Genomic DNA, 20,707 nt, shown 5'->3' on the forward strand with positions numbered 1-20,707 from the left:
GAGGAAAAGAATGAACAATCGTATTTTAGTAGTTGATGATGAGGAATTTATCTTAACTTTAATCGAATTTAATTTACAACAAGCTGGGTTTGAAGTTATAACAGCGATGGATGGAGAAATGGCGCTTCAAAAAGCGACAACAGAACGCCCAGATTTAATTATATTAGATTTAATGCTTCCGAAAATGGATGGTATGGAAGTGTGTAAAGAATTACGATTGCAGCGCGTTATGACGCCGATTTTAATGTTAACGGCAAAAGATGATGAGTTTGATAAGGTGCTAGGCCTTGAACTTGGGGCAGATGATTATATGACAAAGCCATTTAGTCCAAGAGAAGTAGTTGCTCGTGTGAAGGCGATTTTGCGCCGTACGAAATTACAACAAGAAGAACAAGTTGCAGAAGCGCCAGATGAAGATAGCATCACAATTGCAGAACTTAAAATTTTACCGGAGTTTTATGAGGCTTATTTCCAAGGAAGAAAGCTTGAATTAACACCAAAAGAATTTGAACTACTTGTGTATCTTGCGAAAAATAAAAGTCGCGTGTTGACACGTGATCAATTATTAAGTGCTGTATGGAATTATGATTTTGCTGGTGATACACGAATTGTTGATGTTCATATTAGCCATTTGCGCGATAAAATTGAACAAAATACGAAAAAACCGACGTACATTAAAACGATACGTGGTTTAGGATATAAATTAGAGGAGCCAAAAGGGAATGAATAAATTTCGTTCCAGGCTTCTTTTTACATTTGTTTCTCTTATTGTATTTATTTTAGTTGGACTAGGTTTATTACTAGAAACTGTGTTTGAAAACTACTATATAGATCATGCTAAAGAGAGAATGGTAAAAGAGACGGAGTATGTTGCGACGTTAGCAGAAGAGCAAGGTTTTGATAATGTCTTAAAAAATCCATACGTATTTGAAAAGTTAGAAGAAAAAATACCAGCTTCTATCGTATTTTTGGATGAAAAAAAGAAAGTTCAATATAGAAAAGGACAAGAATTGGCATTTAGTCCAGAGACGATTAAAGAACTTTCTTCGGAAGTGGCAAAACAACGAAGTAAAGTAATTACGAAAGAAACGGATCGAAAGAATGAATTTTATCATGCGGTGTTCGTTCAAGATGTAGAAGGAAAACAAGGATACATTTTGGTGAAAAGTATAATTGATCCTTTAAGAGACGTACATCAAAAAACGTGGGGATTATTAATTATCGGATTTGTCATTGCTTGTCTCGTAGTTGTATTTTTAGGTATGAAAATTACAGGGCAATATATTAGGCCAATTGAATCGGTTACGAAAGTTGCAATTGAATTGGCAAAGGGTAATTATAAAGCACGTGCATACGAAAGTCATTCGGATGAAATAGGAATGCTGAGTAAAGCGATTAATATTTTAGCACGAAATTTACAAGAGATGACACTTGAACAAGAAATGCAGCAAGATCGTCTGCATACGTTAATTGAAAATATGGGAAGCGGAATGATTTTAATTGATAGCCGAGGATATATAAACCTTGTAAACCGCTCTTATAAGGAAACTTTCCACGTAACAGATGAAGAATATTTAGATCGCTTATATTATGAATCGTTTCATCATACAGAAATTATTGAGCTTGTAGAAGAAATCTTTATGACAGAAGTGAAAGTGCGTAAACAAATGTTATTACCACTTGGAATTGAACGGAAGCATTTCGAAGTATATGGAGCGCCTATTATCGGGACAAACCATGAATGGAAAGGGATTGTTCTCGTATTCCATGACATAACAGAGTTAAAGAAATTAGAACAAATGAGAAAAGACTTTTTAGCGAATGTTTCTCATGAATTAAAGACACCGATTACTTCTATTAAAGGTTTTTCAGAAACACTCTTAGACGGAGCGATGGATAATAAAAAATTCTGCGAACATTTCTTGCACATTATTTTAAAAGAAAGTGAGCGCATGCAAGGATTAATTGAAGATTTATTAGATTTGTCGAAGATCGAACAACAAGGATTTAAATTAAATATGGGAACCGTTGACATGAAGGGGCTGCTTGAAGATATTCATATGGTGCTTGATAATAAAGCAGGAGAAAAAGAAATCTCTTTACAAGTGAATGTATTAAAACGTGCCTCTGTTATTGGAGATCCAAGTCGTTTGAAACAAATCTTTATTAATTTAATTAATAACGCAATCGTATATACACCGGCTGGAGGCGTTGTTTCAGTAGAGTTAGCGGAAGATAAATATAATGCTTATATAAAAGTATCGGATACTGGAATTGGTATTAGTAAAGAGGAAATTCCGCGTATTTTTGAACGTTTCTACCGGGTGGATAAAGCAAGAAGTAGAAATACTGGTGGTACCGGCCTTGGATTGTCGATCGTAAAGCATTTAGTTGAGGCGCATCAAGGTACGATTACAGTAGATAGTGAAGTTGGAGAAGGAACAACGTTTACAGTTGTTTTACCGAAATCAGCAACTGAAAAATAGGATGAAGGATGTTTACAATATATTAACAATGGCTTAATTAAATATTAATAAAGCTCTGTTAATATAATACATGAAAACCCCTTCATCCAAGGAGTAATTTTGGACGAGAATAGTTAAGCTGTTCTCGTCACTTCCCTTTATGCCAATATAAGTCTGTTTTATATATGAAAGAAAATAGCCGTTATTTTTCTTCTCTCTATTAGTCATGTTAATATAGAGAGAGGAAAGGAACGGTTTTTTTCTGTGAAAAAAATCATTTCAAATTTGTATGGGGAGGTTTCAATTTTGGAAAAAAAGGTCGTATTAGTAGATGGTAATAATATCGCGTATCGTGCATTCTTTGCACTACCGCTTTTAAATAACGACAAAGGTATACATACGAACGCAATTTACGGTTTTACAATGATGTTAATGAGAATATTAGAGGAAGAAAAGCCAACTCATATGTTAGTGGCGTTTGATGCAGGCAAAACAACGTTCCGTCATAAAACGTATAGTGAGTATAAAGGAGGGCGTCAAAAGACTCCACCTGAATTATCAGAGCAGTTCCCGTTTATTCGTGAGATGCTGGATGCGTTCAATGTACCGCGTTATGAATTAGAAAATTATGAAGCGGATGACATCATGGGAACGTTAGCGAAAGAAGCGAGTGAGCAAGGGGCAAGTGTAAAAGTTATTTCAGGAGATAAAGATTTACTTCAACTTGTTTCTGATAACACGCTTGTATGTATTCCGCGAAAAGGGATTACAGAAGTGGATGAATATACGAAAGAAGCTTTATTTGAAAAATACAGCTTATCACCAAAGCAAATTATCGATATGAAAGGTTTAATGGGAGACCAGTCAGATAATATACCGGGTGTACCAGGAGTTGGTGAAAAAACGGCAATTAAATTGTTAACACAGTTTGGAACGGTTGAAGCGGTGTATGAAAATATAGATCAAGTAAGTGGGAAGAAATTAAAAGAAAAACTGGAAGAAAATAAAGAACAAGCTCTTATGAGTAAGGATCTTGCAACTATTATTACAGATGCGCCGATTACAGTTCGTGTGGATGATATGGCGTATAAAGGATATGAAGCAAGTGATGTCATTCCAATGTTCGAGAGTTTAGGATTTACATCCCTTTTAAATAAATTAGGCGTTACGCCAGAAGAAACTGCTCCAGCTGAATTAGATGATATTACATTTGATATTGTGGAAGAAGTTACAGAAGAAATGCTTCAGCAAGATAGTGCGCTTATCGTTGAAGTACAAGAAGATAACTATCATAAAGCAGACATTCAAGGTTTCGGTATTCAAAATGAAAATGGATGTTACTTTATTCAGACAGACATTGCTCTTAAGTCAGATGCTTTTAAAGAGTGGCTTGCAGATGGAGAAATGAGAAAGCATACATTTGATGCGAAGCGTGCAATCGTTGCACTGAAATGGAATGGGATAGATATGCAAGGGATTGACTTTGATCTATTAATCGCTGCTTATTTACTTGATCCAGCTGATACGGATAAAGACTTCCGTACTGTAGCGAAAATGAAAGAAACGCATGCTGTGAAATCTGATGAAGAAGTTTACGGAAAAGGTGCGAAGCGTGCTGTTCCAAAGTTAGAGGTAGTAGCGGAGCATGTGGCTCGTAAAGTGCATGTATTATATGATGTAAAGCAAACATTCGTTGAAGAGTTAAAGAAGAATGAGCAATATGAACTGTTTACAGAGTTAGAATTGCCGCTTGCACGTGTATTAGCTGATATGGAAGTAAAGGGTGTAAAAGTTGATACAGAGCGTCTTCGTAATATGGGAGAAGAACTTGCGGGTAGATTAAAGGAAATGGAACAGGAAATTTATAAGCTTGCGGGAACAGAATTTAATATTAATTCACCGAAGCAGCTTGGTGTTATTCTGTTTGAGAACTTAAACTTGCCGGTTATTAAAAAGACGAAAACAGGTTATTCTACGTCAGCTGATGTACTAGATAAGCTTATGAATCACCATGAAATTATTCCAAATATTTTACATTATCGTCAATTAGGGAAACTAAATTCAACTTACATTGAAGGTTTGCTGAAAGTTGTACATGAAGATTCATCTAAAATTCATACTCGCTTTAATCAAGTGTTAACGCAAACAGGTCGATTAAGTTCAACGGATCCGAACTTGCAAAATATCCCAATTCGATTAGAAGAAGGAAGAAAGATTCGTCAGGCATTTGTTCCGTCAGAAGAAGGATGGATTATGTATGCGGCTGATTACTCACAAATCGAACTGCGTGTATTAGCTCATATTGCAAATGATAAAGGGCTAGTTGAAGCATTCCAACATGATATGGATATTCATACGAAAACAGCTATGGATGTATTTGGCGTTAAAAAAGATGAAGTAACTTCAAATATGAGACGACAAGCGAAAGCTGTTAATTTCGGAATTGTATATGGTATTAGTGATTATGGTCTTTCACAAAACTTAGGAATTACAAGAAAAGCAGCAGCGGAATTTATTGAAAAGTATTTAGAAAGTTTCCCTGGTGTACAAGAATACATGGAGGACATCGTAAAAGATGCGAAACAAAAAGGATATGTGGCTACATTATTAAATCGTCGCCGTTATATTCCAGAAATTACGAGTCGTAATTTCAATTTACGTAGCTTCGCTGAGCGTACAGCGATGAATACACCAATTCAAGGTACTGCCGCAGATATTATTAAAAAAGCGATGATTATTATGGCGGATCGTTTAGAAGAAGAAGGATTACAAGCACGTCTTCTTCTGCAAGTACACGATGAATTGATATTTGAAGCGCCAAAAGAAGAAATTGAAAAATTAGAGAAGCTTGTACCTGAAGTAATGGAGCATGCAATTGAACTTGCAGTTCCGCTGAAAGTTGATTATTCTTACGGTCCAACTTGGTACGACGCAAAATAAGGAAGTGATGAAATGCCTGAATTACCAGAGGTTGAAAACGTCAGACGGACACTTGAAAATCTTGTAACAGGAAAAACGATTGAAGATGTTATTGTTACTTATCCAAAAATAGTGAAACGACCGGATGATGCAGAAATCTTTAAAGAAATGCTAAAAGGCGAGAAGATTGAAAATATAAAGCGAAGAGGAAAGTTTTTGCTTTTATATGTAACGAATTATGTTATTGTTTCACATTTGCGTATGGAAGGTAAGTTTTTACTACATCAAGAGGATGAGCCGATTGATAAACATACGCACGTCCGTTTCTTATTTACAGATGGAACGGAATTACATTATAAAGATGTGAGAAAGTTTGGTACGATGCATCTCTTTAAGAAAGGTGAAGAAATGAACCAAATGCCTCTTGCGGACTTAGGTCCGGAGCCATTTGATCCTGAAATGACACCGCAGTATTTACAAGAAAGATTACAAAAGACAAATCGTAAAATAAAAGTTGTGCTACTGGATCAGCGTCTTTTAGTAGGGCTTGGAAATATATATGTAGATGAAGTTTTATTCCGTTCTCAAATTCATCCGGAACGAGAAGCTTCGTCTTTAACAGTAGAAGAAATTGAGCGAATTTATGAGGCTACCGTTACAACGCTAGGCGAAGCAGTAAAGCGTGGCGGAAGTACAATTCGGACGTATATCAACTCACAAGGGCAAATTGGTTCGTTCCAAGAACTCCTAAATGTATATGGGAAAAAAGGAGAGCCGTGCGTAACTTGTGGCACGATATTAGAAAAAACAGTTGTTGGCGGGCGAGGAACGCATTACTGCCCAATTTGTCAGCCTAGAATATAGAAAAGAGATAACATCGGATAGGCATTTGTCATATACATACAGCAGAGCTATGTATAAGGGAGGAGCTTACCGATGTACCTTTATTTATCTCTTATTTTATTAGCTTTTACATTAAGCTTGGATAGCTGTAGTGTAGGGCTAACATATGGTTTAAGAAGCGTAAGAATTCCACTAAGATCAATTATAATTATCGGAATGTGTTCAGCGGCTGTTATGCTTGTTTCAATGGGAATTGGACATATGATCGCGAAAGTATTTTCACCTGTTATCGCAACGCGTATCGGTGGGCTTGTTCTTATTGGAATAGGGATTTGGGTATTATATCAATTTTTTCGAAGTGAGAAAAAAGAAGAACCGAAGCAAGAGGAGAAGGTCTGGAAATTAGAGATTGCCTCGCTAGGGCTAGTGATTCAAATTTTACGGAAACCGACTGTAGCAGATTTTGATAAATCAGGAACCATTTCTGCAGGAGAAGCATTGCTTCTTGGTATCGCTCTTTCTGTAGACTCATTTGGTGCCGGAATTGGTGCATCTTTATTAGGGTATGTACCCGCTATGATGGCGATATTAGTTGCAATTATGAGTTCTTTGTTTTTATTTATTGGAATGAAACTTGGAACGGTTTTATCGAATATGAAGTGGTTACAAAAATTTACATTCCTGCCTGGAGTATTACTCATTATTATTGGAATTTGGAAAATGTAAGTATGGGCGTGGAACATTAGTTTCGCGCCTTTTATTATGAGGAGGATTATGATGACAGTAGTAATTGGATTAACAGGAGGCATTGCAAGTGGAAAAAGTACAGTGTCTCAAATGTTTCGTGAACTGAGCATACCAGTTATTGATGCAGATATTATTGCACGAGAAGTTGTAGAGCGAGGAAAACCAGCATATAACAAAATAGTAGAAGTATTTGGAACGGAAGTGTTACAAGAAGATGGAGAACTAGATCGTCCAAAACTAGGAAGTGTCGTTTTCTATAATGAAGAAAAACGATTGGAGTTAAATAAAATTGTTCATCCTGCAGTGCGTGAGGAAATGAATAGGCAAAAGGAAATGTACATAAAAGAAGGTATGCAAGCGGTTGTGTTAGATATTCCTCTCTTATTTGAAAGCAAATTAACAAGTCTCGTTGACCGAATTTTAGTTGTAGCGGTTAAGCCGCATACGCAATTAGAACGTTTAATGAAACGAAATAACTTTTCAGAAGAAGAAGCAACAGCTCGTATTCAATCTCAAATGCCGTTAGAAGAAAAAGTGAAAAATGCAGATGAAGTGATAAATAATGATGGCACAATTATGGGAACGAAAACACAATTGCAGGTAATTTTAAAGAAGTGGAACATTATTGACTAAAAAATTGTGAAATTAATGAAAATGCTTAGTGACATATCCCCTTTTTGTGTTATACTATTATTGGGATTGGAGATAAATAGTATAACGCATTCAAGGGGGATAACATATTATGACTCGTGTGGCAATTAATGGATTTGGACGTATTGGGAGAATGGTATTTCGTCAAGCAATAAAAGAAAGCGCATTCGAAATTGTAGCAATCAATGCAAGCTATCCATCTGAAACGTTAGCACACTTAATTAAATATGATACAGTTCATGGCAAGTTTGACGGAACAGTAGAAGCATTTGAAGATCACTTATTAGTTGATGGGAAAATGATTCGCCTTTTAAACAACCGCGATCCAAAGGAATTGCCTTGGACAGATTTAGGTGTTGAAGTTGTAATTGAAGCAACTGGTAAATTTAATTCAAAAGAAAAAGCAATTCTTCACGTTGAAGCTGGAGCGAAAAAAGTAATTTTAACAGCGCCTGGTAAAAATGAAGATGTAACAATTGTAGTTGGTGTGAACGAAGACCAATTAGATATTACAAAACATACTGTTATTTCAAATGCATCTTGTACAACAAACTGTTTAGCGCCTGTTGTGAAGGTGTTAGATGAGCAGTTTGGAATTGAAAACGGTTTAATGACGACAGTTCACGCCTATACAAATGACCAAAAAAATATTGATAACCCACATAAAGATTTAAGAAGAGCACGTGCTTGCGGACAATCAATCATTCCGACAACGACAGGTGCTGCGAAAGCGCTAGCAAAAGTTCTTCCACATTTAAACGGAAAACTTCATGGTATGGCACTTCGTGTACCAACACCAAACGTGTCTCTTGTTGATTTAGTAGTAGATGTAAAACGCGATGTGACAGTTGAAGCCATTAACGATGCATTCAAAACTGTTGCAAACGGTGCGTTAAAAGGTATTGTAGAATTCAGCGAAGAGCCTTTAGTATCTATCGACTTTAATACAAATACACACTCAGCTATTATTGATGGTTTATCTACAATGGTAATGGGTGATCGTAAAGTGAAAGTACTTGCTTGGTATGATAACGAGTGGGGCTACTCTCGTCGTGTTGTAGATCTTGTAACGTTAGTTGTTGAAGAGTTAGCGAAACAAGAAAATGTGCAACACATTTAAGTGAATAAGGGAGGAGAGGGCAAGGCAACATTTGCCCTCTTTTTTTAATTTTTTCTGAAAAGGAAAAAAATTATATAAGTATATTTAAAAAAGTGGACATACCACGAAGCGTTGTGATTACTGCATTTGTGAATCGTTTATTTTTTTTAGGGAAAAGTAAAGAGGAAAATATGACAGAAAATCGAAAAAACTGTTGTTGCAAAATGAAAATAAACAAAGTATACTAACACTCGTAAACTTAAGAGCTGAGGTACGTAGTCACTACTTAAAGGGTTAGGACCTCTCTGGACTAACTTTCCCCCGTGGTAGTGGAGCAAGCCAAATTGCAAATTAGTTTTCAATTCGAACAGTTAGAATAAATTTACAAGGGGGAACTGTAGAATGGATACTATGGATACGATGGGTCGTCACGTGATTGCTGAACTTTGGGATTGCGATTTCGACAAACTGAATGACATGCCGTATATTGAACAATTATTTGTGGATGCAGCACTAAAAGCTGGTGCTGAAGTGCGTGAGGTTGCTTTCCATAGATTTGCACCACAAGGTGTAAGTGGAGTAGTAATTATCTCGGAATCACATTTAACAATTCATAGCTTTCCGGAGCACGGTTACGCAAGTATTGATGTTTATACTTGTGGGGATCGTATTGATCCAAATGTTGCTGCAGAATATATTGCAGAAGGTTTAAACGCGAAAACGCGTGAGAGCATCGAGCTTCCTCGAGGAACTGGTAGCTTCGAAATTAAGCAGAGAGAAACAAAAGCTCTTTAAAAAAGAACATAATTGATTTAAAATGTAAAGAGGTGTATAATGCACCTCTTTTTTAGTTTATAAAAAAGGAAAAATATAACGTACTCGTTAGTTGAATAAATTGGATTCTTGCAAATGAGGTAGTGCTCTATATACCATCTTATTTTTAAGGATGAGATGATAAAGTGATGCGCTGAAACTTAAAGTGGTAAGAGAGTTAGAATGAGTTATATAATATTGTATATATATTTTAGGTGAAGTGAGTAGAGAAAAATAAAGAGTATAGTGTAAAGGAGTGAATGTATTGCGTTGTCCATCCTGTTCTCATAATGGTACAAGAGTGTTAGATTCGCGTCCGGTAGACGAGGGGCGCTCTATTCGAAGAAGGAGAGAGTGTGAAAGCTGCTTAAGTCGCTTTACGACCTTTGAAAGGGTAGAAGAGTCACCTCTTATCGTTGTAAAAAAAGAAGGCACACGAGAAGAGTTTAATAAAGAAAAGATTTTACGTGGTTTAATTAAAGCGTGTGAAAAAAGACCAGTATCTTTAAGACAATTAGAAGAAGTAACACAAAGCGTGGAACGTGAACTGCGTAATTTAGGTATATCAGAAGTGAAAAGTGATATGATTGGTGAAATTGTCATGGAAGAACTTCGCGATATTGATGATGTTGCTTACGTACGTTTTGCTTCTGTATATCGTCAATTTAAAGATTTAAATGTATTTATTGAAGAATTAAAAGATATACTGCAAAAAGAAAGAGAGTAGAAGTTGTATTTTATTCTCTTTACATACCGTAAATAATAGGATAAGAGAGCTAGAAGCGCAAGCTAATAGCTCTTTTTCACTAAGAATTTATATAATGAAGATAGAACGAATGAAGTAGAGGATAGATTGGATGAGAGAAAGGAAAAGCAAGAATGGAAAAACAGTCATGGATGGAGCTATTGCCGATTGATCGTTATAAAGTAAGTGCGAAAGGGCTACTGCACAATTACGACCGAAAAGTGTTAACGATGTTGTATCAGCCGTTAATAGGTAGTAGAGCTTTTAGCTTATACATGACACTATGGGGAGAGCTAGAGCAAGATCGTGTATTTGGAAAAGAGAATACGCATCATTCCCTTATGGTGACTATGCAAATGCAACTTCCTGAAATATATGAGGAACGAGTAAAGTTAGAGGCAATTGGGCTATTGAAGGTATATATTAAGAAAGAAAAAGATATTCGAATGTTCATATATGAGTTGCAACCACCTTTATCTCCGAAGCAGTTTTTTGATGATATTGTTTTAAGTATCTTTTTATACAATCGATTGAGCCGGACAAAATATAATCAAGTAAAGCAATATTTCTTAGAAGAAGAATTTGATTTTGCTTCTTATGAAAATGTTACGCGTTCTTTCAATGATGTGTTTGGTTCGTTTAATCCAGGACAGCTTGAGCATGCGCAAGAAGACCTTCGTATTCCAAAAACGACAACTATGCCAAGTAACGAGAAGGGAGACGCTCCGAAAGTTTGGAATGATTTCTTTGATTTCTCTTTATTTGTAGATGGATTGTCCGCTCTTGTTCCTAAAAAGGCGATTACAGATCAAGTGAGAGACTGCGTTATAACACTTGCTTACGTGTATGGTGTAGATGTGTTATCGATGCAAAATATCGTTCTTGGTGCAGTGACAGAGATGCAAACAATTGATACGGAAAGGCTTAGAAAAGGAGCGCGCGATTGGTATCAATTTGAAAATGGTCAAGCATTACCGGTATTAAGTGAAAGAGTACAGCCTCATGCTGCACGTACGATGAAAGAGAAAGAGCCTTCATCGCAAGAGGAGATGTTAATAAAGCAGCTAGAGGAAATCTCGCCAAAACAACTATTGAAAGAGATTTCTGGTGGTGCAGAGGCAACGAAAGCGGACTTGCAGATCGTTGAAGATGTCATGATTAATCAAAAATTGACACCAGGAGTTGTGAATGTACTTATTTATTACGTTATGCTACGCTCAGATATGAAACTTGCGAAAACGTATGTCGAGAAGATTGCTGGGCATTGGGCACGTAAAAAGGTCGGTACAGTAGCGGACGCGATGGCGTTAGCGAAAGAAGAGAACCGTCAATATCAAGAGTGGGCTGAGACGAAGAAAAAAGGCCGTACGGCGAAGAAAACGGTGCGGAAAGAAATGGTGCCAGATTGGCTTAAGGAAGAAGAGCCGAAAGAACAAGAGAAAGAAACAGAGAAGAAAGATACAAGTGTAGAAAAAGATGCAAGTACGCTAGAAGATGAAAGAAAACGACTAGAAGAAGTGTTAAAAAAATATAAGCGTGATTAATAGAAGAGAATGAACGCTCTTTGAGGTGAGAAAATGGAGCATATTCAAAATTCATTTGCAAAATTAATGGAAAATGAAAACTTTAAAAATAGATATGAAGTACTAAAGGCAGAAGTAATGGCGCATCCGCGGGTGAAAGAATTTATAGACGAACATAAGGGTGAAGTAACGACTTCTATGATTGAGCGCAGTCTTGTGAAGTTATATGAATATATTGGACAAAGTGTAGGTTGCGTGGATTGTCCGGATTTAGGTTCATGTAAAAATATGCTACAAGGTTATGAGCCAAAGCTTGTTATTCAAGGGAAGATGATTGATATTCAATACGATCGCTGCGTTAGAAAAGTAGCGCATGACGAGAGAAAGAAATATGAAAAACTCGTTCAAAGTGTATATATGCCAACGGATATTTTGCAGGCAACTATGGAAAACTTAGACCCTTCTGATTTAAATGCACGTATCGATGCAATTGGTGCAGCGAATGAATTTTTAAGTACATATGAACCAGGTAAAAAAGCACAAGGTTTATATTTGTACGGTAAATTTGGTGTAGGAAAAACGTACCTTTTAGGAGCAATAGCGAACGAGCTTGCTCGAAAGAAAATAAGTTCGATGCTCGTATACTTCCCGGAATTTTTACGTGAAATTAAAAGTTCAATTCAAGATAATTCGATTGGTGAAAAGATTGATGCGGTTAAACGCGTACAAGTTTTAATGTTAGACGATATCGGGGCAGAAGCGATGTCAAGCTTTGTGCGTGACGATGTGCTTGGTGCAATCTTGCAATTCCGTATGTTAGAAAACTTACCGACGTTCTTTACGTCTAATTTTGATTTTAAACAACTGGAACACCATTTAACGTATACGCAGCGTGGTGAGGCTGAAGAAATGAAAGCAGCACGTATTATGGAAAGAATTAAATATTTAGCGAAACCAGTTCCAATTGGTGGGAAAAACCGTCGTCATAAGTAAAAGAGTAAGCTTCTCAGCTTGCTCTTTTTTTGTATTATAGTGATATTTTCTTTTCGAATATGAGATCGAAATATTCAGGTTGTCCAGAACTGCCAAACGTAGGGGCAACAATCTGTACGAACCTCCAGCCATCTCTAGCATGTTCTTGAATAATTTCTTGGTAGTCTTCAGCTGGTTTTGAGCGAGTGAACCCCCAATGTAATTCGACTTTTACGAATTTATATTCAAACATTCAGATACCCCCTTTTATTGATAAGTAAAGTATACAATAAAAATTCATAGTAGCTTGTATCATTTTTTTCTCCCTCCCTTAATATATATAAAATTAGCAAGCCATATTGAGTGGATTTTCTAACGATAGGAAATGTGATTCTACTAAGAGTGAAATTCACGCGGGACGGACTCTTATAGGATTTGTAACGTATAGATACAGTCCTTTAGAGCGGGGATAAAAGGGGGGACAAAAGTGATTGAAATTTGCTTCGAAGAAAAAAATGATGCTATGCACGTATATAGACAATTGCTGAAAAGAGCGGAAGTGTTATATAAGGAAACGAGTGTGTATTTACAGGAACAAAAAGTGGTGATTCACATACCAGTACGTGAATCGAATTATATTGAAAAAATCTTATTGCCAGTAATGGTGTATTTCATTGTGAATGTGAAACAAAATGAGTGGATTTATACGATTTTAAAAGAAAAGTTTTTTTATGAAGAACAAGAAGAGTGTCATCAAATATTGCACATGGCACATGAGATTTTAAAGGGAAGAAGAAAAGGTGTAGCTCAGGATTTAACGCGTAACGCATTTGAGTCATATATTAAGTCTTCTTTAAATAATTGGCTTTGTGATCCGCTCTCATTCTCGTTTTCATCATATATCCGTTTTCGTCTTCGTACATATAGGGAAATGGTGACTAAACTTGCGGAAGTGGCAATTGATGAATATAAGATGGAGCAAGAATACCAAATGTTCATTGAGACGCTTCGGCAACAAGTAAGTAGCCGTAAATCACGTTTGTCTTGCGTGCATCTTATTTTTGATGAAAGCTTTATCTTTTATGATGATAAAGGTAGACGTTTAAAACAGGAGAAGTTGGTCCAATATATAGATGAGGAATTATTAAAGCAAAATGATGTATATATTGATACGAAAGTAATTGCGCCGCTTCTTTCTATTTCGCCTAAAAAGATTTATTTATATACGAAAGAACAAGACCATAATATGATTATTACTTTGCGAAATGTGTTCCAAGAACGGGTCCAATTACATGGATTACATGATTTTGAGCGCAATGTGAAAAATTTAAAAAATAAAGGTAACGCCCTTGATTTTCTAAGTTTTTGAGCATATAATTACCTACATAAATGAAATATATTGAAATGTCATGATGAGGACATGAGTAGTTTTCTACGATTTTCAGAGAGGGAAGCCTTAGGGTGTGAGCTTCCTAGTACGGGATTATTACTTACCACCTCTAAACTTTAGCAGTGAACGGTTTTTCTAGTAATTGCTAACGGACAACACCGTTATGTTGAACTTGAGCAATTAACAATTATGTTAATTGGAACAAGGGTGGAACCACGAATTCAACACTCGTCCCTTTTTACGGGATGAGTGTTTTTTATTTTGAGAAAAAGAGGAGTGAACAGTGATGGCAGATGTAGTTAAAATTACTTTCCCTGATGGAGCTGTGAAGGAGTTTCCAAAAGGCGTAACAACTGAAGAAATCGCAGCTTCTATTAGCCCAGGCTTAAAGAAAAAAGCTGTAGCTGGAAAATTAAACGATGAGATGATCGATCTTGTTACACCAATCGAAGAAGATGGTGCAGTTTCTATCATTACATTAGATTCTGAAGATGGCCTATATATTTTACGCCATTCAACAGCCCACCTTTTAGCACAAGCGTTAAAACGTTTATATAAAGATGTTAAGGTTGAGCTTGGCATTGGTCCAGTAATTGAAAATGGCTTCTACTACGATATTGATATGGAAGAAGCAATTACAGTTGAAGACTTCAAGAAAATCGAAAAAGAAATGCAAAAAATCGTGAACGAGAACTTAGAAATCGTTCGTCATGAAGTACCACGTGCAGAAGCAATTCGTCGCTTTGAAGAAATCGGCGATGAGTTAAAATTAGATTTAATTAACGATCTTCCAGAAGATGCAGTTATTTCAATCTATGAGCAAGGCGAATTTTTCGACCTTTGTCGTGGTGTTCACCTTCCATCTACAGGGAAAATTAAAGTGTTTAAATTATTAAGCGTTGCAGGTGCTTACTGGCGCGGCGATAGCAATAATAAAATGCTACAACGTATTTACGGTACTGCATTCGTTAAGAAAGCAGAATTAGATGAGCACTTACGTATGCTTGAAGAAGCGAAAGAGCGCGATCACCGTAAATTAGGTAAAGAATTAAAACTATTTACTAATAGCCAAAAAGTAGGACAAGGTTTACCACTTTGGTTACCAAAAGGTGCAACAATCCGCCGCATTATCGAGCGTTACATCGTTGATAAAGAAGCAAGCTTAGGCTATGATCACGTATATACTCCAGTACTAGGGAGCAGAGAGCTTTATGAAACTTCTGGTCACTGGAACCACTACCGTGATGGCATGTTCCCATCAATGGAAATGGATAACGAAGAATTAGTTCTTCGTCCAATGAACTGTCCTCATCATATGATGGTTTATAAAAATGATATTCACAGCTACCGTGAATTACCAATCCGTATTGCAGAACTTGGAACAATGCACCGTTATGAAATGTCAGGTGCGTTATCTGGATTACAACGTGTACGCGGAATGACTTTAAACGATGCGCACATTTTCGTTCGTCCAGATCAAATTAAAGAAGAGTTAAAACGTGTTGTAAACTTAACTCTAGAAGTGTACAAAGATTTCGGTTTAGAGAACTACTCATTCCGTCTATCTTACCGCGACCCAGCAGATACTAAAAAGTATTATGCGGATGATGAGATGTGGGAAAAAGCACAAGGTATGTTAAAAGAAGCTATGGATGAAATGGGTCTTGATTACTATGAAGCTGAAGGTGAAGCGGCATTCTACGGTCCAAAACTTGATGTTCAAGTTCGTACTGCTCTTGGAAAAGACGAAACACTTTCAACTGTACAATTAGACTTCTTACTTCCAGAACGCTTTGAATTATCATACGTTGGTGAAGACGGTAAACAACATCGTCCAGTTGTAATTCACCGTGGTGTTGTATCAACTATGGAACGTTTTGTAGCCTTCTTAATTGAAGAATACAAAGGTGCATTCCCAACATGGTTAGCTCCAGTTCAAGTACAAGTAATTCCAGTTTCTCCGCAAGTACATTTAGACTATGCGAAGAAAGTACAAGACGAATTGCGTCGTGCTGGTATCCGTGTTGAATTAGACACTCGTGAAGAGAAGATCGGTTACAAAATCCGTGAAGCACAAATGCAAAAAATTCCGTACATGCTTGTAGTAGGTGACAATGAAGTAACTGAAAACGGCGTAAACGTACGTAAATATGGTGAACAAAAATCAGAAACAATCGCATTAGATGCTTTTGTTGACATGATTAAAGTAGAAGGAAAACGATAAGAAAAAGCCGCGGTATACCGCGGCTTTTTTATGTAATATACTCGAGAGAAATTAGAAAAAATAACCATGTGACACTTATCATAAAAAAGTATTGCAAGTATGTTAGTTGTTTGTTACAATATTTCTTGTTGTTAGTAAAACACATCGCGTCTTCTTGACAGACGTCATGTCCTATGATAAACTCATCAAGGATAATAGAATATTGTTTTGTGGAACAAGTAGAAGCACCCGCTTCTCACCTGATGGACGCATTCGCAGTTAACAGGTAAATGTATTTCTTACTTAAGATTTTACAAGTGTGGGTGTCGTATGCCCGCACTTTTTTTGTTCGGGTTCTATGACTACAAAATATGTTCTGAGAAAACCTTGGAGGTGGCTTACTATTAGCAAGGATATGATGATTAACGAGCAAATTCGTGCACGTGAAGTACGTTTAGTTGGCGCAAATGGCGATCAACTTGGAATCAAGTCTCGTAATGACGCTTTAGACTTAGCTGCAAATCTTAATCTTGATTTAGTATTAGTTGCTCCAAATGCGAAACCGCCAGTATGCCGCATTATGGACTACGGTAAATTCCGCTTTGAGCAACAGAAGAAAGAAAAAGAGCAGCGCAAAAATCAAAAAGTAATTAGCATGAAAGAAGTTCGTTTAAGTCCAACAATTGATGAACACGACTTTAACACAAAACTTCGTAATGCTATCAAGTTTTTAGAGAAAGGCGACAAGGTTAAAGCGTCAATTCGCTTTAAAGGACGTGCCATTACTCATAAAGAAATCGGTCAACGTGTTTTAGATCGCTTCTCAGAAGCTTGTGCTGAAGTTAGTACAGTTGAATCTAAGCCTAAAATGGAAGGACGCAGTATGTTCTTAGTTTTAGCACCGAAAAACGATAAGTAATAGATAGAGGAGGAAATACCTATGCCTAAACAAAAAACTCATCGCGGCGCTGCAAAGCGTTTCAAAAAGACTGGATCAGGTAAACTGAAACGTTCTCACGCTTACACAAGCCATTTATTCGCTAACAAATCTACAAAAGCTAAACGTAAACTACGTAAAGCTGGTGTAGTAAGCGCTGGTGACTTCAAACGCATTCGTCAAATGCTTGACAACTTAAAATAAGTTCGGCTGATATATAGAACAATTAGGAGGTAATATTATGCCAAGAGTAAAAGGTGGTACAGTTACTCGTCAACGTCGTAAAAAAGTAATTAAATTAGCAAAAGGTTACTACGGTTCAAAAAATACATTATTCAAGGTTGCTAACCAACAGGTTATGAAATCTCTAATGTATGCATTCCGTGACCGCCGTCAAAAGAAACGTGACTTCCGTAAATTATGGATTACACGTATCAACGCAGCAGCTCGTATGAATGGTCTTTCTTACAGCCGCTTAATGCACGGTCTTAAAAATGCTGGCATCGAAGTTAACCGCAAGATGCTTGCTGACTTAGCTGTTCATGACGAAAAAGCTTTCGCTGAATTAGCAACAGTTGCAAAAAACAACATTAACTAATTAATTAGTTAAAACCTTAGAAGAATTTTCTTCTAAGGTTTTTTATTTGTATTCAAAGAGAAGTTAGAAGTGAAAAGAAATTCTAAAGATTAACGACTATGTCATTATCAATATGACAAAATCAATATAAAAGTTATAGCAGTATAGAAGAATATATATATGAAGTCAGGAGAATACTCCTGGCTTTTTTTAATTCTGCTCTTTTGGAAAGAAGAGTATCTTTCCTAGCCGAAACGACACTGCTATAATGGAAAGATGATATGGAACTTTCATCAGATGAACAATTTAAGAGCGATGACTGAAACGTATTTGTAAATTAAGGACAAGCTATTTTATAAAGAGGTAGATAGCTGACTTATTCATAAGAACTGAAACATAATAATGAACTTTGAGATGAAACAACATTGTTGCGAAAAATGCGATGTTGGAGGAGGACAATAGAATGGACTTACTACAACTATTTAAATTACAAAAAGAATTAGATGACCGTATTGCAAAAGAACATGACTTACAACCGAAAAAATTGTTAAAAGAAAAAATGTTAGCTCTTCTTGTAGAAATTGGAGAACTTGCAAATGAAACACGTTGTTTTAAATATTGGAGCAACAAACCAGCTTCGGAACGTGAAGTAATATTAGAAGAGTACGTAGATGGTTTGCATTTTATTTTATCAATCGGAATTGATTTAGGTATTGATAAAAACTTCCTATTCTATAAATGTGCACAAACGAATAAAACACAAGTGGAAATTTTCTTAGACACATATGCGAAAGTAATTCGTTTTACAGATCAACCATCTATTACAAACTATATTGAATTATTTACGAGCTATCTTCGACTTGGACAAGCACTTGAATTTGAGCAAGAAGAGATTGAAAAAGCATATTTAGATAAAAATGAAGTAAATCATCAGCGTCAAACACAAGGATACTAATTTAATTTTTGAATATTTCAATTTAATTATTGTATAATAAATTGACTGAAGAAAAAGGAGGGTGTTGGCAATGACAAAATTAGACGCGACATTGACAATGCTAAAAGAATTAACAGATGCACGTGGTATTGCCGGTAACGAGCGTGAACCACGTGAAGTAATGAAGAAATATATCGAGCCGTTTGCGGACGAACTTTCTACTGATAATTTAGGGAGTTTAGTTGCGAAAAAAGTAGGGGAAGAAAACGGTCCGAAAATTATGGTTGCAGGTCATTTAGATGAAGTTGGATTTATGATTACACAAATCGATGACAAAGGTTTCCTTCGCTTCCAAACGGTTGGTGGCTGGTGGTCACAAGTTATGCTTGCGCAGCGCGTGACGATTGTAACGCGTAAAGGAGATGTAACAGGTGTAATTGGTTCAAAACCACCGCACATTTTACCTCCAGAAGCTCGTAAAAAGCCAGTTGAAATTAAAGACATGTTCATCGATATCGGTGCTTCTAGCCAAGAAGAAGCAATGGAGTGGGGCGTACGACCAGGAGATCAAGTTGTACCTTACTTTGAATTCCAAGTGATGAAGAATGAAAAAATGTTACTTGCAAAAGCATGGGATAACCGAATCGGTTGTGCAATTGCAATTGACGTATTAAAACAATTAAAAGATGAAAAGCATCCAAACGTTGTATACGGCGTTGGAACTGTACAAGAAGAAGTTGGTCTTCGTGGCGCAAAAACATCTGCGAATTATATTAAACCAGATATCGCGTTCGCAGTAGATGTTGGTATCGCTGGAGATACACCGGGTGTAACGTCAAAAGAAGCGCAAAGTAAAATGGGCGATGGACCACAAATCATTTTATATGATGCTTCTGTTATTGGACATACAGGTTTACGTGATTTCGTAGTTGATGTTGCTGATGAATTACAAATCCCGTATCAATATGATTCAGTAGCGGGCGGAGGAACGGATGCGGGTGCGATTCACATTGCTGTAAATGGTATTCCTTCTATGGCAATTACAATTGCAACGCGCTATATCCATTCTCATGCGGCAATGTTACACCGTGATGATTATGAAAATGCAGTAAAGTTAATTGTAGAAGTTATTAAACGTCTTGATAAAGAGGCTGTACATAACATTACATTTAATTAATAGAAAAAGCGAAGGACATTCTCCTTCGCTTTTTTATGTTTTAAAAAGGCCGTTCTAATCCCGCTGCAGTATGAGCACCTAAAATAATTAAACGAGTTAATTGCATCGCCATAAAATGCGGGGTATATATCATCCCTCTTTTTAGCCATGACATAATCATCCCTAGATGGGCACCAGTAACATAACTAATGAGAATATCGCGTGGAACCATTAGTTTTTCATCGTTAGGTTGTGAAATAGAGAGGCTTAATGTTAAATGCGTTTGAATTGCTTTCATCATCTTATACGTATAGTTTCCGGCCGCTTTATCACCAAGCATGACGTTATAGAAGTTAGTGTTTTCTGCAATATGTTCGAACAAGGCCAAAAAACTTGGATGTGGCGAATCAAATGTTAGTTGGAAATCTTCTTTATTTCTATTTCTTGGTTTAATTACTTCAGTTAGCTTTTCTAACATTTCTTCAATGCTTTTGTCTAGTAAGTCATATTTATCGTGGTAATGGCTATAAAATGTAGCGCGGTTTACAGGAGCGCGTTCTGCAATATGTTGAACAGTTACATTTTCAAAACCTTTTTCGCCTACTAAAGCGACAAAAGCATCCTGTATGAGTTGTCTCGTCCGTTTTACACGTGGATCATTTGTATTTTTAATAGACATTTTTATTTCCCCTCGTTTAATTTTCTATACTTAAACAACATATTGGTATTATAT

The 20,707-nt window shown here is 36.5% G+C and carries 20 protein-coding genes and 2 other annotated features; of the genes, 18 read left to right on the forward strand and 2 right to left on the reverse strand.

Annotated features, from left to right (window positions below):
- The first annotated feature begins 10 nt into the window (after window positions 1-10).
- The 11 genes from phoP to dnaI all read left to right on the forward strand — a co-directional run bounded on the left by phoP (window position 11) and on the right by dnaI (window position 12,798).
- Window positions 11-730 carry a two-component system response regulator PhoP gene (gene phoP, locus QCI79_RS18775; protein ID WP_001065220.1) on the forward strand — a complete coding sequence of 240 codons (720 nt, stop codon included), beginning with the start codon at window positions 11-13 and terminating at the stop codon, window positions 728-730.
- Window positions 723-2,486: a sensory box histidine kinase PhoR gene (gene phoR, locus QCI79_RS18780; protein WP_021728739.1), complete on the forward strand. Its 1,764-nt coding sequence runs from the start codon at window positions 723-725 to the stop codon at window positions 2,484-2,486. The genes phoP and phoR overlap by 8 nt, the downstream gene beginning before the upstream one ends.
- Window positions 2,487-2,771: 285 nt before the next feature.
- Window positions 2,772-5,405, forward strand: coding sequence for a DNA polymerase I (gene polA, locus QCI79_RS18785; RefSeq protein WP_000412807.1), 2,634 nt, complete (start codon window positions 2,772-2,774; stop codon window positions 5,403-5,405).
- A gap of 12 nt (window positions 5,406-5,417) precedes the next feature.
- The gene (gene mutM, locus QCI79_RS18790; RefSeq protein ID WP_001114479.1) at window positions 5,418-6,248 is read left to right on the forward strand and encodes a DNA-formamidopyrimidine glycosylase; all 831 of its coding nucleotides are present in this window, start codon (window positions 5,418-5,420) and stop codon (window positions 6,246-6,248) included.
- A 72-nt stretch (window positions 6,249-6,320) separates the two neighbouring features.
- The gene (gene ytaF, locus QCI79_RS18795; RefSeq protein WP_000281745.1) at window positions 6,321-6,953 is read left to right on the forward strand and encodes a sporulation membrane protein YtaF; all 633 of its coding nucleotides are present in this window, start codon (window positions 6,321-6,323) and stop codon (window positions 6,951-6,953) included.
- 51 nt (window positions 6,954-7,004) lie between these two features.
- A complete protein-coding gene (coaE, locus tag QCI79_RS18800) occupies window positions 7,005-7,607 on the forward strand; it encodes a dephospho-CoA kinase (RefSeq protein ID WP_000219309.1) in 603 nt (200 codons plus the stop codon).
- 109 nt (window positions 7,608-7,716) lie between these two features.
- The gene (locus QCI79_RS18805) at window positions 7,717-8,745 is read left to right on the forward strand and encodes a glyceraldehyde-3-phosphate dehydrogenase (protein WP_000198974.1); all 1,029 of its coding nucleotides are present in this window, start codon (window positions 7,717-7,719) and stop codon (window positions 8,743-8,745) included.
- 390 nt (window positions 8,746-9,135) lie between these two features.
- Window positions 9,136-9,519 (forward strand): adenosylmethionine decarboxylase, encoded by a 384-nt coding sequence (gene speD, locus QCI79_RS18810; protein ID WP_023901171.1) that lies wholly within the window; start codon window positions 9,136-9,138, stop codon window positions 9,517-9,519.
- 283 nt (window positions 9,520-9,802) lie between these two features.
- Window positions 9,803-10,264 (forward strand): transcriptional regulator NrdR, encoded by a 462-nt coding sequence (gene nrdR / locus QCI79_RS18815; protein ID WP_001203687.1) that lies wholly within the window; start codon window positions 9,803-9,805, stop codon window positions 10,262-10,264.
- A 152-nt stretch (window positions 10,265-10,416) separates the two neighbouring features.
- Window positions 10,417-11,826, forward strand: coding sequence for a replication initiation and membrane attachment family protein (locus tag QCI79_RS18820; RefSeq protein WP_000415029.1), 1,410 nt, complete (start codon window positions 10,417-10,419; stop codon window positions 11,824-11,826).
- A 33-nt stretch (window positions 11,827-11,859) separates the two neighbouring features.
- Window positions 11,860-12,798, forward strand: a complete 939-nt coding sequence (gene dnaI / locus QCI79_RS18825; protein ID WP_000400105.1) for a primosomal protein DnaI — start codon at window positions 11,860-11,862, stop codon at window positions 12,796-12,798.
- Window positions 12,799-12,832: 34 nt separating this feature from the next.
- On the opposite strand, the gene QCI79_RS18830 is transcribed toward dnaI, so the two are convergent.
- On the reverse strand, window positions 12,833-13,030 hold the full coding sequence (locus tag QCI79_RS18830) for a DUF4177 domain-containing protein (RefSeq protein WP_000464456.1): 198 nt from the start codon (window positions 13,028-13,030) through the stop codon (window positions 12,833-12,835).
- 234 nt (window positions 13,031-13,264) lie between these two features.
- Here QCI79_RS18830 and ytxC point away from each other — a divergent pair, with 234 nt between their 5' ends.
- The 7 genes from ytxC to QCI79_RS18865 all read left to right on the forward strand — a co-directional run bounded on the left by ytxC (window position 13,265) and on the right by QCI79_RS18865 (window position 19,995).
- On the forward strand, window positions 13,265-14,146 hold the full coding sequence (ytxC, locus tag QCI79_RS18835; RefSeq protein ID WP_000569630.1) for a putative sporulation protein YtxC: 882 nt from the start codon (window positions 13,265-13,267) through the stop codon (window positions 14,144-14,146).
- Window positions 14,147-14,177: 31 nt separating this feature from the next.
- Window positions 14,178-14,406, forward strand: a binding site (T-box leader).
- A gap of 47 nt (window positions 14,407-14,453) precedes the next feature.
- Window positions 14,454-16,391 (forward strand): threonine--tRNA ligase, encoded by a 1,938-nt coding sequence (gene thrS, locus QCI79_RS18840; RefSeq protein ID WP_000786083.1) that lies wholly within the window; start codon window positions 14,454-14,456, stop codon window positions 16,389-16,391.
- 210 nt (window positions 16,392-16,601) lie between these two features.
- Window positions 16,602-16,722, forward strand: a sequence feature (ribosomal protein L20 leader region).
- A 63-nt stretch (window positions 16,723-16,785) separates the two neighbouring features.
- Window positions 16,786-17,289, forward strand: coding sequence for a translation initiation factor IF-3 (infC, locus tag QCI79_RS18845; protein WP_000973215.1), 504 nt, complete (start codon window positions 16,786-16,788; stop codon window positions 17,287-17,289).
- 21 nt (window positions 17,290-17,310) lie between these two features.
- Window positions 17,311-17,511 (forward strand): 50S ribosomal protein L35, encoded by a 201-nt coding sequence (rpmI, locus tag QCI79_RS18850; RefSeq protein ID WP_001125945.1) that lies wholly within the window; start codon window positions 17,311-17,313, stop codon window positions 17,509-17,511.
- Between the two features lie 37 nt (window positions 17,512-17,548).
- Window positions 17,549-17,905 (forward strand): 50S ribosomal protein L20, encoded by a 357-nt coding sequence (gene rplT / locus QCI79_RS18855; protein WP_001138362.1) that lies wholly within the window; start codon window positions 17,549-17,551, stop codon window positions 17,903-17,905.
- Between the two features lie 442 nt (window positions 17,906-18,347).
- Window positions 18,348-18,839, forward strand: a complete 492-nt coding sequence (locus tag QCI79_RS18860; protein WP_000365050.1) for a dUTP diphosphatase — start codon at window positions 18,348-18,350, stop codon at window positions 18,837-18,839.
- 70 nt (window positions 18,840-18,909) lie between these two features.
- Entirely contained in the window at window positions 18,910-19,995 is a 1,086-nt protein-coding gene (locus QCI79_RS18865) for a M42 family metallopeptidase (protein WP_000163555.1), read from the forward strand.
- Window positions 19,996-20,035: 40 nt separating this feature from the next.
- Here QCI79_RS18865 and QCI79_RS18870 read toward each other — a convergent pair whose 3' ends face one another.
- Window positions 20,036-20,653, reverse strand: coding sequence for a TetR/AcrR family transcriptional regulator (locus QCI79_RS18870; protein ID WP_000023672.1), 618 nt, complete (start codon window positions 20,651-20,653; stop codon window positions 20,036-20,038).
- Window positions 20,654-20,707 lie beyond the last annotated feature (54 nt).

Origin of the sequence: Bacillus cereus group sp. MG1, from assembly GCF_040460035.1 — a bacterium.
Taxonomy (GTDB): Bacteria; Bacillota; Bacilli; order Bacillales; family Bacillaceae_G; genus Bacillus_A; species Bacillus_A cereus.